Source organism: Streptomyces sp. CA-288835, from assembly GCF_050936385.1.
Taxonomy (GTDB): domain Bacteria; phylum Actinomycetota; class Actinomycetes; order Streptomycetales; family Streptomycetaceae; genus Streptomyces.
The window spans coordinates 1,735,677-1,749,846 of the sequence record NZ_JBNJMW010000001.1 but is presented as its reverse complement, the minus strand read 5'-3'; the positions used below and the strand labels follow the sequence as shown (position 1 = coordinate 1,749,846).

Annotated in this window: 12 protein-coding genes; 5 read left to right on the top strand and 7 right to left on the bottom strand. The window is 69.1% G+C overall.

From position 1 onward, the window contains the following. Nucleotide 1 precedes the first annotated feature (1 nt). From ACQEVY_RS07970 to ACQEVY_RS07945, 6 genes are all read right to left on the bottom strand, one after another. On the bottom strand, nt 2-604 hold the full coding sequence (locus ACQEVY_RS07970) for an amino acid synthesis family protein (RefSeq protein ID WP_432946248.1): 603 nt from the start codon (nt 602-604) through the stop codon (nt 2-4). A 74-nt stretch (nt 605-678) separates the two neighbouring features. Then, entirely contained in the window at nt 679-1,206 is a 528-nt protein-coding gene (locus tag ACQEVY_RS07965) for a VOC family protein (RefSeq protein ID WP_432946246.1), read from the bottom strand. Nucleotides 1,207-1,208: 2 nt separating this feature from the next. Continuing rightward, nucleotides 1,209-2,231, bottom strand: a complete 1,023-nt coding sequence (locus ACQEVY_RS07960; RefSeq protein ID WP_432946244.1) for a WD40/YVTN/BNR-like repeat-containing protein — start codon at nt 2,229-2,231, stop codon at nt 1,209-1,211. Between the two features lie 53 nt (nt 2,232-2,284). Then, complete coding sequence (locus ACQEVY_RS07955) at nt 2,285-3,079, bottom strand: SDR family NAD(P)-dependent oxidoreductase (RefSeq protein WP_432946242.1); 795 nt, start codon at nt 3,077-3,079, stop codon at nt 2,285-2,287. A gap of 92 nt (nt 3,080-3,171) precedes the next feature. After that, nucleotides 3,172-4,692: an aldehyde dehydrogenase family protein gene (locus ACQEVY_RS07950; protein ID WP_432946240.1), complete on the bottom strand. Its 1,521-nt coding sequence runs from the start codon at nt 4,690-4,692 to the stop codon at nt 3,172-3,174. Nucleotides 4,693-4,703: 11 nt separating this feature from the next. After that, complete coding sequence (locus ACQEVY_RS07945) at nt 4,704-6,296, bottom strand: acetolactate synthase large subunit (protein WP_432946238.1); 1,593 nt, start codon at nt 6,294-6,296, stop codon at nt 4,704-4,706. A gap of 145 nt (nt 6,297-6,441) precedes the next feature. Between ACQEVY_RS07945 and ACQEVY_RS07940 the strand changes: the two genes are divergently transcribed. The 3 genes from ACQEVY_RS07940 to ACQEVY_RS07930 all read left to right on the top strand — a co-directional run bounded on the left by ACQEVY_RS07940 (nt 6,442) and on the right by ACQEVY_RS07930 (nt 10,984). Then, the gene (locus ACQEVY_RS07940; RefSeq protein WP_432946236.1) at nt 6,442-7,203 is read left to right on the top strand and encodes an IclR family transcriptional regulator; all 762 of its coding nucleotides are present in this window, start codon (nt 6,442-6,444) and stop codon (nt 7,201-7,203) included. A 297-nt stretch (nt 7,204-7,500) separates the two neighbouring features. Beyond that, on the top strand, nt 7,501-8,970 hold the full coding sequence (locus ACQEVY_RS07935; protein ID WP_432946235.1) for an APC family permease: 1,470 nt from the start codon (nt 7,501-7,503) through the stop codon (nt 8,968-8,970). A gap of 61 nt (nt 8,971-9,031) precedes the next feature. Next, nucleotides 9,032-10,984: a primary-amine oxidase gene (locus ACQEVY_RS07930; RefSeq protein WP_432946233.1), complete on the top strand. Its 1,953-nt coding sequence runs from the start codon at nt 9,032-9,034 to the stop codon at nt 10,982-10,984. A gap of 80 nt (nt 10,985-11,064) precedes the next feature. Here the strand turns inward: ACQEVY_RS07930 and ACQEVY_RS07925 are convergent, their stop codons facing one another. Then, a complete protein-coding gene (locus ACQEVY_RS07925; RefSeq protein WP_432946231.1) occupies nt 11,065-11,772 on the bottom strand; it encodes an IclR family transcriptional regulator in 708 nt (235 codons plus the stop codon). A gap of 143 nt (nt 11,773-11,915) precedes the next feature. On the opposite strand from ACQEVY_RS07925, the gene ACQEVY_RS07920 reads away from it, so the two are divergent. Beyond that, nucleotides 11,916-13,415 carry an aldehyde dehydrogenase family protein gene (locus tag ACQEVY_RS07920; protein ID WP_432946229.1) on the top strand — a complete coding sequence of 500 codons (1,500 nt, stop codon included), beginning with the start codon at nt 11,916-11,918 and terminating at the stop codon, nt 13,413-13,415. Nucleotides 13,416-13,471: 56 nt separating this feature from the next. After that, nucleotides 13,472-14,107 (top strand): NAD(P)H:quinone oxidoreductase, encoded by a 636-nt coding sequence (wrbA, locus tag ACQEVY_RS07915; RefSeq protein ID WP_432946227.1) that lies wholly within the window; start codon nt 13,472-13,474, stop codon nt 14,105-14,107. Nucleotides 14,108-14,170 lie beyond the last annotated feature (63 nt).

The window sequence follows — 14,170 nt, the reverse complement described above, 5'->3', positions numbered from 1 at the left end:
CTCAGTGCAGCCCGTCCTGGCCCTGCACCTCGTCGGCGCTGATGCCGCCCAGCCGGGCGTGCAGTCGGCCACGCGTGGCGAACGCGAACACGACGACGACCTCGTCCGGGTTCGGGGCGTCGGAGAAGTGCACCGTGATGGTGTCGTAGTGCGAGCGGACGTAGAGGGCGTCCTTGTGGGCCAGCGGAACGTCGAGTTCGGTGCCGGGCCCGCCCCGCTTGCCGGTCGAGGGCACCCACGACTTCCCGCCGCCGACCGCCGCGCGCACCGGGTCTGCGAAGACCGCGGTGAGGAAGGCATTGCCGTGTTCGTACTCGCCTGCCGCGCCGACCAGGCATGCCTTGCCGTAGCTCTGGATCGCGAGGCCGCCGGCCGCCTCCTGGATCCGCCGGCCGAACTCCTCACCCAGCTTGGGCGATTCGGTGACGATGTCGCCGAGGTCCTGGCTGAACCGTCCGGCGTAGGGGTTGTGGATCGCCGCCGCGATGACGATCTTGCGTACGGGCTCGCCGTCCGCGAGGGCGCCCGTCTCGTTGGCGAGGGTGTCCTCGGTCTGCGTGAACCACTTGCGGATGTGGTAGCCGGCGAAGTTGGGCTGGGGCATGGGTTTTTCCTCATGGAGTGGAAGGGGAGGCGATACGGGCAGGGTGGGCACCCGGAGGAGGCGAGGCGGCAGTGCTAACCGCGGAGCGGTTCGATCTCCACCGGTTCGCTGGGGGCGCCGTACAGGCCGAGGATGCGTTTGCCCTCCTCGTCGTCGGTGACCGTCTCGTGGAAGAACTCGAAGCGGTTGCCGTCCGGATCGGTGAAGTAGAGGCCGAAGCCGATCTTGTGATCCGTGGTCTTCACCACGGGCACGCCCTTGGCCAGCAGCATCCCGTACAGCCGCCGCCACTCGTCGAGGTCGCCCTCCACCTCAAGCCCGTAGTGCTGCAGTCCGACACCTCCGGTGTCGGCTCCCTCCTTGGCGCGGATCAGGGCGATGTCGTGGTGCTTCTTGCCGAAGGACAGGAACACCCATTGCGGGCCGCGTGCGGTGACCTCCATGCCGAGGACGTCCTCGTACCACTGGGCCGAGGCCTCCGGGTCGCGGACGAACAGCGACAGATGGGTGCGGCGTACCCGCGGCTTCGGAGTGTCCTGAGGGTCGGCGGGGATCGGCGTGGGCTCCTCGTTCGGGTCGAGTACGCGCTCGTCGGGGTCCAAGGTCAGTGTCCTTCCGTGGCGGGTGCTACTGCCGGAGTCCAAGTCACGTCGGTGATCTCGCTGAACTCGCGCCACTCCTTGCGCCAGGTGCGACCGGCGTCGGCGGAGCGGAAGAGATGGCCGTACTTCGTTCCCGCGAAGACCAGTTGGGGGTCGGCGGCGTGGGTGCCGAAGGCCCAGACGGTCGAGTTGGCGGGCGTGTCCAGGACGGTGTCCTGCCAGGTGCGCCCCAGGTCCTCGGAGCGCAGGATCTTGGTGGTGGTGCCGGGGGTGCCGTCGCCGATGCCGAGCAGCAGGTCGTCGGTGCCGGGGAGTTGCTTGACCAGCCGGGTGTAGTAGATGCCGAACGTCTTGCGGGAGTCGGTACGGGTCCAGGTGGCGCCGTCGTCCTGGCTGACGAAGAGCGCGTTGACGACGGCGACGACGATCGTCTTCGGCGGGCCCTCAAGGACGAGCACACAGTGGATGTCGGAGTTGGTGACGCCGTGGGGCAGAGTGGCGGGTGTGCCGTCGATCCGCTCCCAGGTGTCGCCCCGGTCACCGCTGCGCCACAAGCCGCCCTCTTCGATGCCGAACCACATGTTCTTGGGTTCGTAGCGGTCGACGACGCAGGTCAGGATCCTGGGACGGTTGACGCCCGCGCAGAACTCCGGAATTTCCGGGGGCAGTTGGTCCCAGGTCGCCCCGCCGTCCGTGGTGCGGAACATGGCGGCCCGGGAGGGGGCGCCGGTTCCGACGAGCATTGTGTCCGGGTTGGTGGGGTCGATCGCCAGCGACCAGATGGTCCGGTCGTTCATGGGCGAGTCGACGCGTTGCCAGGTGACGCCGGCGTCGGCACTGCGTACGAGTCCCGCGTCGGCGCCGGCGAATACGACGTCTGGCTGTTCGGGGTGGACGGCCAGACAGCGGACGACGGCGTCGAACTCCAGGGCCTGCCCGAGCCCGAGACGCGACCACGTGGCGCCGTCGTCGGAGGAGCGCAGGACTCCCTGGCCCGCGGTGGCGACCAGGATGGTGCCTTCCATGTCGTGGGTTTCCTTTCGGAACTGCGGAACGAACGGGTGGGGTTGGGGGCCGTTTAGAGGAAGATGCCGCGCGTGAGCCCGCCGTCGATGCCCAGGGACTCACCGGTGATCGCGGCGGCCCTGGGGGAGGCGAGGAAGCACACGGCCTGGGCGATCTCGTCCGCCTCCAACACCCGGCGGATCGGTGTACGGGCGATGAAGTCCGCCTCGACCTCGGCCGCCGTGATGCCGCGCTTGGCGGCCTCCTTCTCGTAGAGCTCGTGGATGTGCTCGGTCTCCACCACGCCGGGATGCAGGGTGTTGACGGTGATGCCGGACGGCCCGAGCTGGTCGGAAAGGGCCTTCGTCAGGTGGACGATCGCGAGGTTGCGCATGCCGGAGAGCGCGTGGCTGGAACGCCCGGTCAGCCCGCCGATGTTGACGATGCGGCCGTAGCTGCCCGCCTTCATGTGCGGGGTGACGGCCTGCGCGCAGCGGAAGTAGCCGACGACCTTGGTGTTGATGTCGGCCAGCAGCAGTTCGGGGTCGGCTTCCTCGACCGAGTTGCGCACCAGCCCGGAAGGGGCGGCCGCGCCGTTGACGAGGATGTCGATCCGCCCGAGGTCGTCGGCCACGCGTTGCACCATGGCGCGTACGGACTCGGTGTCGTTGGTGTCCGAGACGTAGGGAACGACCCGGCCGCCGGTTTCGGCCTCGAGTTCCTTGGCGGTGCTTTCCAGCAGGGGCAGCCTGCGGGCGGTGATGACGACGGTCGCGCCCTCGGCGGCGAGTTCGCGGGCGGTGGCTTTGCCGATGCCGAGGCTGCCGCCGGTGACGATGGCGGTCCTGCCGCCCAGTTCCAGGTCCATGCGTGTCTCCCACAGAGGCGATTGGCGATACGGGGCTTCAGCGACAAGGTGTTTCGACGACAAGAGCCTTCGGTGACAAGGGCCTTCGGATGTCAGCTGAGGTTGACCCAGACGCTCTTGACCTCGGTGTAGTGGTCGAGCACGGTCCGGCCCATCTCACGGCCCCAGCCGGACTGCTTGAACCCGCCGAAGGGCGACGCGGGATCCGTGAGGTTGTAGCAGTTGATCCACACCGTGCCCGCCTGCAGTTCGTCCGCGATGCGGTGGGCGTGGCCCAGGTCGGAGGTCCAGATGCCGGCCGAGAGTCCGAAGGGCGAGTCATTGGCCCGCTCGACCAGATCGTCCACGTCGTCCCAGCTCATCGCCGCCAGCACAGGACCGAAGATCTCTTCCTGGACGATGCGCAGGCCGTCGTCGGGCGCTACGAACACCGTCGGCTGGACGAAGTAGCCGCCGTCGTACGCCGCGTCGAGCTCGGGCCGCCCGCCACCGGCGGCCAGCCGGGCGCCCTGCTCCCGGCCGGCGTCGATGAACCCGGCGACCCGCTCGTGGTGTCTCGCGGAGACCAGCGGCCCCATCTCGGTGGCCGGGTCACTGCCGGGCCCCACGACGATGCCGCGGGCGCGCTCGGCGACGGCGTCCAGCACCTCGTCGAAGATCTTGCGGTGTACGTACAGCCGGGAGCCGGCCGTGCAGACCTGGCCCTGGTTGAAGAACACGGCCTGGGCGGCGGCCTCGGCGACGGCCTGCGGATCGGCGTCGGGAAGCACGATGTTCGGGGACTTGCCGCCGAGTTCGAGGGAGACCTTCTTCAGGTTCCCGGCGGCGGCACGGACGATGGCGCGGCCCGTCTCGGTGGACCCGGTGAAAGCGATCTTGTCGACTCCGTCGTGCGCAGCGAGGGCGGCGCCTGCCGTGGCACCGCGCCCGGTGACGACGTTGACCACGCCGTCCGGCACCCCTGCCTCCTGGAGCAGCTCGGCGAGCCGCAGCGTGGACAGCGGGGTCTCCTCGGCCGGCTTGAGGACGACCGTGCAGCCGGTGGCCAGAGCGGGCGCGAGCTTCCAACAGGCCATCGACACGGGGAAGTTCCACGGCACGATCAGACCGGCCACACCCACCGGTTGCCGCGTGGTGTAGTTCAGCACCCGCAGCCCGCCGCGCGGCGAGACGGGGATCGTGCTGCCTTCCAGCTTGCTCGGCCAGCCCGCGAAGTAGCGGAACAGCTTCACGCTGGTGCCCACGTCCACGGCCCGCGCCACCGAGACCGGCTTGCCGTTGTCGTGTGACTCCAGCAGGGCCAGTTCGTCGGCGTGCGCCTCGATGACGTCGGCGATGCGGTTGAGCAGCGCACCCCGCTCCATGGGGCTCATCCGCCGCCAGCCGGGCTCGTCGAAGGCGCGGCGCGCCGCGGTGACGGCCCGGTCGATGTCGGCGGCGTCGCCGTCGGGAACAGTGGTGAGCACGGCACCGGTGGCGGGGTCGATGCTCGCGAACGAGCGGCCGGAGAGGGCCCCGACCCAATGGCCACCGATGAACATGGTCCGCGGTTCGGCCAGGAAACGACTGACCGCCTCTGCCGCGCCGGTGACCGGGGCTGCTGCGCTGTGCATGGTGGCTCCTTTCACAGGGCCATCTCGATGAGCTGAGGACCGTCGGCGGCGAGCGCGCGCCCGAGTTCGCGCCGAAGCGCCTCGCCCGTCTCCACCCGGGTGCCGGGCACGCCGTAACCGCGGGCCAGCGCAGGCCAGTCGAAGGCCGGTCCGTCCAGGCTGGTGAGCGCCGTCGCGTTCGGGCCCGGGCGGCTCTGTCCGTGCCGGCCGAGCTCGGTGCGCAGCACGTTGTAGGCGCGGTTGGAGGCGATGAGGGTGACGACGGGCAGTTGCTCGCGGGCCATCGTCCACAGCGACTGGATGGTGTACTGCGCGCTTCCGTCGGACTGCAGGGCGACGACCTTGCGGCCGGGTGCGGCGATCGCGGCGCCGGCAGCGGCGGGCAGGCCCTGGCCGATGGCTCCGCCGGTGTTGGTGAGGGTGGTGTGGCGGGCGGCGCGCGACGACGCGGTGAAGAAGGGGTAGCCGCAGGTGCCGCCCTCGACCGAGACGATGGCGTGCTCGGGCAGCATCGCCGAGACGATCCGGCCGACCGACTGCGGCGTCAGCGCTCCGTCCGGGAGCCCTTCGTCGTACGGGCGGGGCGGCTGTGGGGCCGGTTCGGGAGCACCGAGCGCATCCGCGAGAACTTCGAGCGCGAGTGCGCCGTCCTCCTCCGGGGTGCTCAGCACCTCCACGGTGCCGTAGGGAGCCAGCAGGCTGGGCACCCCTTCGTAGCCGAAGTACGACACCGGCTCCAACGCACCGGCCAGCACGACCAGTTGAGCCCCGGCGAGGGCCTCGATCGCCTTCTCAGGGAAGTACGGGAGCCGGTCCAGGTCGGGAAGGCCGCCGCCGCGCTCGGCGGCGGCCGGGAAGGTCTCGCTGTACAGGACCGCCCCGGTGGCGGCGGCGATCCGGGCCGCCGCCCTTTGGCCGCGCTCGTCGAGCGCCGCACCGCCCAGCAAAAAGACAGCCCGCTCGCCGGCACGCAGCCGCTTGGCGATCGCGTCGATGACGTCCGCCGCCACTTCCGGCCGGCTCCGAGGGAGGGGCAACTCGACGTCCACGGGGGCCTTGAGCACTTCCTGCTGGAAGTCTGCCGGGGCGATGAGCGTGGCCCCGCAGCCGGGTGCGGCGGTGGCGGCCGCGACGGCGCGGGCGGTGAGCTGCGCCAGGTCCGCGCCGGAGGCGGCTGTGCCGACCCAGCCGGAGACCGGGGCCGCGAGGGAGACGATGTCCGAGGTCAGGGGAGCGTCAAAGGCGAGATGCCAACTGGCGTGATCCCCAACGACGTTGAGGACGGGGGAGTGGGCTCGCCGTGCGTTGTGCAGGTTCGCGATGCCGTTGGCGAAACCGGGGCCCAGATGCAGCAGCGTCATCGCCGGACGTCCGGCGATCCGGGCGTAGCCGTCGGCCGCTCCGGTGCAGACACCTTCGAAGAGCCCGAGCACCGCGCGGGTGCCGGGAACCGAGTCCAACGCGGCGACCAGGGGCATCTCCGTGGTCCCCGGGTTGGCGAAGCAGACGTCCACTCCGGCGGCGAGCGAGGTCTCGATCAGGGCCTCGGCCCCGGTCAGGCCGCCGGACCGGTTCGCCTGCCAGACGGTGGTGGCGTGGGTCATGGAAGTTCCTCCGTGCACTATGCGCACCGTCCGTGCGTATAGTGCACAGCATCAGCATGGGAGGACTCCGGCGTCAACCCCCGGGGCCAACAGACCCGTGCCATACGCTGAACGCGTGGGCGGAACTCGGAAGGTGGTAGGCGGCGTGTCGGTAGAGGCCGCGAACGACACGGAGAACGGGGCGGGTAGCGAGCGCGAGGAGAAGGCGAAGCGCCCCAGTCAGCCGCCGTCGCAGACGCTCGTCAGAGGCCTCGCCGTTCTGCGGGCCGTGGCTCACCAGCCCCGTGGCCTGACGGTCGCCGAGATCGCCGCTCGTACGGGGCTGCACCGGACCGTCGTACACCGCCTCGCCGGCACGCTGGCCGCCGAGGGATTCCTGGCGAAGAGCGCGGACGGCGCGTACGTACCCGGAGGAGAGCTGCACACGCTCGCGGGCACTTCGCGGCCCACCCTCGCGGAGTTCATCCAGCCACTGCTGCAACAGCTCGCGGACCGGTACGGCGGTACGGCGATCCTGTTCTTCCCGGAACCGGACTGCGTCGTCGCCGTGGCCACGGCCGTTCCCCAGGACGCCGACTACCACCTCGCCTACCGCAAGGGCTCTCGCCAGCCGCTGGACCGCGGGGCCGCCCCGTGCGCGATCCGGGCCGGACGAGCGCCTGCTGACGACGACTCGGACGCCGTCCGTGAGGCCCGCCGCAGGGGCTGGGTCACCAGCCACGGTGCGGTGGAACCCGGAGCTCACGCGGTCGCCGCTCCGCTGGCCCGCGACGGAGACGTACTGGACGCGTGCGTCATGTTCGTCTCGCACCGACAGGACCGCGTCGACGAGGCGACACCGGAAGTGGTCTCGGCCGCGCGAGCGGCCCGAGCGTTCCTGCTAGGCGCTCCGCTGGCAGAACAGTGATGAACCTGCGGGCCGGTGGGGGCTGGTCGCGCCCACGCGGCGGAGCCGCACATTGATACAGCCCCGCGCCCCTTACGGGGCGCGGCACCGCACCGAACTTAACCAAGGCCGTTTAGAGTCGCCCACCCCACGTTCCTCCATGGTCAACCCTCGCCCCCGCCGAAGCACTTCGGCGGGGGCGGTCGCATTTGTGTCCGGTGGGCCTTGACACCCGCCACGAGCCACAACACGATGTGCACTCAACAAACGTACACCGTGTACGAATAACGCACAGCGGTGAACTGGAGGCTGATCGGGATGACAAGCCCTGATCGCACCACCCTGGCCCAAGGCCGCCTGTCACTGATCGGCGTCCTCACCCAATCGCTCGGCTTCATGGGACCGGTCTTCTCTGCCGCGGCCCTTCTGCCCCTGGTCGTAGGCCTGTCGGCCACGGGACGCGGCGCCGGCATCGCCACCCCGGTCGCGATCGTCATCGCCGGCATCGGCATGTGCGGCGTGGGATGGATCATCGCCCAGTACGCGAAGCGCATCCATCTGTGCGGCTCTCTCTACGAATACGTGAGTGACAGCGCCGGACCTCGCACCGGCGTGATCGCCGGCTGGCTCTACTACGGAGCCATGCTGGTGCTGGGAGCCTCGACATACCTCGTCCTCGGCGGACTCACGCAGACATGGCTCAAGAGCGCCCTGTCCGTGGACGTACCGTGGTGGCCGCTCTCCCTGATGTACGCCGCCGTCACCTCGACGATTCTCGTGATCGGCGTTCACGTCTCGATCCGGGCGCAGCTCATCCTCGCCCTGGGCGCAATGATCGTCGTCCTGGCTTTCTCGCTGGTCATCATCTTCCGCGGCGGCCAGAACGGCGAAAGCTGGTCCGCCGAACCCTTCAACCCCTTCGCCGTCGGGGGTCTGAATCTGCTCTTCGGCGTGCTGTACGGCATCAACATGTTCATCGGGTTCGAGTCGGCGGCCAACCTCGCCGAGGAGACCTCGGACCCCAAACGCCATGTGCCGCGGGCGGTCATGCTCTCGCTGTGCATCGTCGGGGTCTACTACGTGGTGGTGGCCTACGCGCAGGTCATGGGTTTCGGACTCGACGCGGAGGCGTGGAAGAACAGTGTCTTCCCGCTGGAGAAGCTCTCGTACGGTGGGGAGTTCGGGTCTGCCGCGTTCGGAAACTTCCTGGCGGTCCTGATCATTCTCGACATCCTCGCGGTGGCGATCGGAATCGGCGTCGCATCGACTCGAGGAATGCTCTCGATGGCCCGAAGCGGCCGACTGCCGTCGAAACTGGCTGTTCTGCACCACCGGTTCCGTACCCCTGTGTGGGGCGCCGCGTTGCTGGGCGCCGTTTCATGCGTCGCCATCATCGGGGTGCACGTGGCGGGCGACCAGATGTTCGGCCAGGGGGCCGGGCAGCCGGAATGGTCGTCGGCGTTCGGCTGGATGGCCGGCTTCGGCGGAACAGGCATGGCGATCATGTATCTCGTCGTCGGTGCCGCAGGCGTGAAGGGCCTCTGGAACCATGTCAGCCGCACCAAATTGCTCATCGCCGGAAGCACTGGCGTAGCAGTGGCCGCCGGCGCTGTGTTCGGCGCGGTCTACCAGGCGGCCAGCCCTCTCAACACGGTTCCCTGGGCTCTGCTCGTGTGGGTGGCACTGGGCGCGGTCTGGTCCTTCTTCGCGCTCGGCCGGTCGCCCCGTACGGAAGAACCCGTGACGGACCAGGCGGCGGAAGACACCAGCGAAGTGACCCCCCTTTGACGCCGACCCGGACCACCGCTCACCTCACCCTTCACCGCCCATGCCACCAGGAGGAAAGGCAGTGACCACCACACCCACCACGGCACACCCGTACGATCCGCTGACCGCCGAGGAAATAGAGAAGGCCGTCGGTGTGGTGCGTGCCAGTCACCCTCAGCGGGGGGCGATGAAATTCCCCCTGGTGCGGCTGGACCTGCCGGACAAGGAGCAGGTGCGGGCGTACGACCCCTCGCGCCCGATCCCCCGCGTGGCCTTCCTCGTCGTCTACGACCCCGAGGCCAGTGCCATGTTCGAGGCCCGGGTCGATCTCACCGACGACAGCCTGGTCTCCTTCAAGCACCTCCCGGGCATGCAACCGCCCATCATGATCGACGAGTTGATGGCGCTCGACGAGATCATCAAGAACGACCCGGCCGCCGTGGAGGCCCTGGCACGGCACGGTGTCGACGATCTCTCGCAGGTGCAGTTCGACCCCTGGTCGACCGGCACTCTGCCGATCGAGGGTGTGGACGCGCGACGACGCGTGATCCGCTCGACCGCGTACGTCCGGCAGTTCACCGAGGACAACGGCTACGCCAGGCCCGTAGGGAACCTCGTCTTCGTCATCGACTGTGACGCCCGTTCGGTGGTGGCCATCTCGGAGGGGGATCCGCTGCCGCTGCCGCCGGAGAGCGGGAACTACGACCCGGGCAGCGTGGGACCGCTGCGCGACGACCTCCGCCCCATCGAGATCACCCAGCCCGAAGGACCCTCCTTCACGGTGTCCGGCAATGTCATCGAGTGGCAGCGATGGCGGCTGCACGCCCACATCGACGTGGTGGAGGGCCTCGTCATCAGCGATGTCTCCTACCTGGACGAGGGCCGTCGGCGCTCGATCGTGCACCGGGCCGGCATCAGCGAGATGGTGGTGCCCTACGGCGACCCCAGCGACGACTTCTACTTCCGGAACGTCTTCGACGCGGGCGAATACAGCCTGGGAAAGACCGTCGGTTCGCTCAGCCTCGGATGCGACTGCCTCGGGGAGATCCGGTACCTCGACGCCGTGCTCTCCGACGAGTCGGGCACCCCGCACACCATCGCCAACGCCATCTGTCTGCACGAGGAGGACTACGGAATCCTGTGGAAGCACTGGGATTTCCGCTACGTCGAGCAGGCGGAGGTCAGGCGTTCCCGGCGCCTCGTCGTGTCGTCGATCCACACGATCGGCAACTACGAGTACGGCTTCTTCTGGTACTTCTACCTCGACGGGACGATCCAGTTCGAAGCCAAGCTGACCGGAATCGTCCAGACGCGCGCCGTGGCTCCCGGCGAGAAACCCGCCTACGGAACGCTCGTGGCACCCCAGTTGGACGCGCCGAACCACCAGCACCTGTTCAACATGCGACTGGACATGGAAGTCGACGGGCCGCGCAACACGGTCGTGGAGGTCGACGCGGTGGGTCTCCCGATGGGGCCGGACAACCCGTACGGAAACGCGATCGTCGCCCGCCGCACGGAGATCACCAACGAACGTGACGGCCGCAGGATGTGCGACCCACTCACCGCTCGCACCTGGAAGATCACCAATCCCGGTGTACGCAACCGCTTCGACGAGCCCGTCGCCTACAAGCTGGTCCCCTTCGTCGGCCCGACCCTGCTCGCCGCCCCCGAAAGCGATCTGGCACGACGCGCCGAGTTCGCGCGGGCGCATCTGTGGGTGACCCGGTACAGCCCGGACGAACAGCACGCGGCCGGCGACTACCCGAACCAGCACCCCGGGGACGGGATCGGCCGGTGGATCGAGCAGGGGCGCGATCTGGCCGACACGGACGTGGTGCTCTGGCACACCTTCGGCACCTCGCATCTGCCACGGCCGGAGGACTGGCCCATCATGCCGTGCGAGTACGTCGGGTTCGCGTTGAAGCCGGTCGGATTCTTCGACCGCAACCCGTCGTTGGACGTGCCGCCCCCGGCCGGGCATGGCGCGAAGAGCTGTCACTCCGCACCGCAGCAGGGCGACGGGCACGGCGAGTGACCTTGCCGGGCCCGTACTCGTACATCGGACGCGTTCGGGTTTCCGGCTATTCCGCCGGGGCGACGCACCGGCGTGGGGCGCTACTGCCTGACCGCTTCGGGGCCGGCCGCGCCGACCAACTGGGTCGCGGCCGTCCCGGCGGCCTCCGTCACCAGATGGGGAACCCGGTCGTCGACGAGCTTGAGGCCGAGTTGCACCACTCCGAGGCTCGCGGTCGACCAGTCCGAGACCCGGATGGGGGCCGCGATGCCGATCGCACCTTCCTGGATCGAGCCCACGCTGACGGCGTAGCCGCGACGACGGGCCTCGCGTACGTCGTCGGTGTCCTCGTCGCTCTCCGGCCTGCCGGCGAGGATGGCGATGCCGTCCGCGCCGATGGTCAGGGCGTGCCGGGCGCCTTCCCGCATGGCGAGGTGCATGGTGGAGTTCGGCGGCTCCGCCGTCAGCAGGATCAGGGCCTGGTCGCCATCGGCGACGCTCAACAGCGCCGTGCTGTTGGTCTGTTCGCTGAGCCGTCGCAGAATCGGCAGGACGGTGGCCTGCAGCCGTGGTTTGAGTTGCCCGGCCAGTTCGGCCACGCCGAACCCGAGGATGTAGCGCGTGCCGATACGGGCGACGAGGCTGTGCGCCTCCAGCGTGCGCAGCAGACGGTAGACGGCCGCCCGGGCGATGCTCAGCCGCTCGGCGAGCTCCGCCGCCGTAAGACCGTCGGCGTTCCTCGCGAGCAATGACAACACCGTCAGCCCACGGTCAAGAGTCAGGGACGTTTCCCCGCCGGTCGCCGCCACGATCTTCTCTCGCCTCCTGCCAAACCGTGCCGCACATCATGTCACGCCGGTCAGAACGGTCGTATGGCGCCGACCCCTTGACCCGGCGTCACCCTCATCCCTATGGTTTCGAATATCGTCCACAGAGAACGGTAATCGTACTCATGCTAGCACGCACAGAAGCCGAACAGCTGGTCAGCACCGTTCCGACGGAGCCCTACTTCGCCGGGCGATGGGGCAGCGGTCAGAGCAACGACACCTTCGACGTGATCGACCCGGTGACCGAACGACGGCTCACCATCGTGGCCGCCGCCGGGGCCCGGGAAGTAGACGAGGCCGTATCCCACGCCCGGTCCGCTCTGGACGAAGGTGAGTGGGGGAGAACGGACGGAAGCGCCAGGGCGCTCCTGCTGCACCGTCTGGCCGACCTCATCGAGGCCCGGAGCGAGGAGTTCGCGACGCTGGAGTCGCTGGACATCGGCAAGCCCGGCTTCGAGCCGCGGGCCATCGACCTGCCCCAGGCGATCGGGGCCTTCCGGTACTTCGCCGGCTGGGCCGACAAGCTGGAGGGCCGCTCCGTCCCGACGTCCTCGTACATGGGCCGCCCCACGCACAGCTACACCGTGCGCGAGCCGGTCGGAGTCGTCGCGGCCATCACGCCCTGGAACTCGCCGACCATGATCGGATCGTGGAAGATCGCGCCCGCGCTCGCCGCGGGGTGCGCCGTCGTCCTGAAGCCTCCGGAGGACGCGCCCCTCACCTCGCTTCTCCTCGCGTCGCTGATCGAGGAAGCCGGGTTCCCGGCCGGGGCGTTCAGTGTGCTTCCGGGGCTCGGAGCCGTGACGGGCCAGGCGCTCATCGATCACCCGGGGGTGGACAAGATCTCGTTCACCGGAAGCCCCGAGACGGGATACAAGGTGGCCATGGCGGCCGCGAAGGGATTTCGGCGTACGACCCTGGAACTCGGCGGCAAGAGCCCTCAGATCGTTTTCGGGGACGCTGATCTCGACGAAGCCGCGATGGGAGTGGCGGTCGGAATCTTCGCCAATCAGGGCGAGGTGTGTGCCGCGGGCAGCCGCATCCTGGTCGCTCGTTCCGTGTACGAAGAATTCGTCGAACGTCTGGTGGCGCGTGCCCGCGACATCAAGGTGGGCGACCCGTTCGACGAAGGCACCACGATGGGCGCGTTGATCAACGCACGGCAGCTGGAGCGGGTTTCCCAGTACGTCGCGTCAGGGGTCGACGACGGCGCCCGCCTGGTCGCCGGAGGCGGCCGACCCGACGGCAAAGGGTTCTTCATCGAGCCGACGCTGTTCGCCGACGTGGACAACACCATGACGATCGCCCGGCGGGAGATCTTCGGGCCCGTGGGTGCGATCATCGCGTTCGACTCAGAGCCCGAGGCGGTCGCGATGGCCAACGACAGCGATTACGCACTGGCCGCCACCCTGTGGACGTCCGACGTGAACAGGGCGCACGTGGTCGCTCGCCGCGTAAAGGCCGGGGCTGTCGCGATCAACGGCTGGGCGCCCCTGGACCCCCGCCTGCCGTGGGGCGGTTCCAAGCTCAGCGGTCAGGGGCGGGAACTCGGCTGGGCCGGCATCGAAGCGAACACCGAGGAGAAGACGGTCACCGCCGTCCTGTCGTACACGCCGGACAAGTGAACCGACGTCAGTCGCCTACTTCCTGATCGAGCATCATCCCTCGGAAGGGGATTTCCGTGTCAGCACGTGTATTGGTCGTCTACTACAGCGCTACGGGGTCCGTGCATCGGCTGGCGAAGGCAGTGGCCGAAGGAGCTGAATCCGCGGGCGCCGAGGTACGGCTCCGCAGGGTCGCCGAACTCGCTCCCGCCGAGGCGATAGCCGCGAATCCGGACTGGGCCGCGCATCGGCAGGAGACGGAATCGACCGTCGAGGTGGTCGAACTCGCCGACCTGGAGTGGGCCGACGGTTACGCCTTCGGCACACCCACGCGTTACGGCGCTCCGGCGGCGCAGCTGAAGCAGTTCATCGACACCGCCGGAGGTCTCTGGCAGGAGGGGAAGCTGGCGGACAAGCCGGTGACGACCTTCGTCTCCTCGGCCGAGCAGCACGGCGGCCAGGAGTCGACGATCCTGTCGCTGAACAACGTCTTCTACCACTGGGGCGCGGTCATCGTCCCCCTCGGCTACACGGACGACATCGTCTACGCCGCCGGAGGAAACCCCTACGGGACATCGTGGCCCGCAGGATTCCCCTCGAGCGCCCCGGACGAGGTCACGCTGGACTGCGCCCGTTTCCAGGGAACTCGGTTGGCGCGGTTCGCGACGCTGCTCGCGGCGGACAGGGCGCAGGCCTCCGCCGCACAGGGCTGAGCGGGCCGTCAGAGTCGAGGCTGTTGTTTGGCGCGGTCGGTCGGCCCTGCTTGAGGGGCTTGG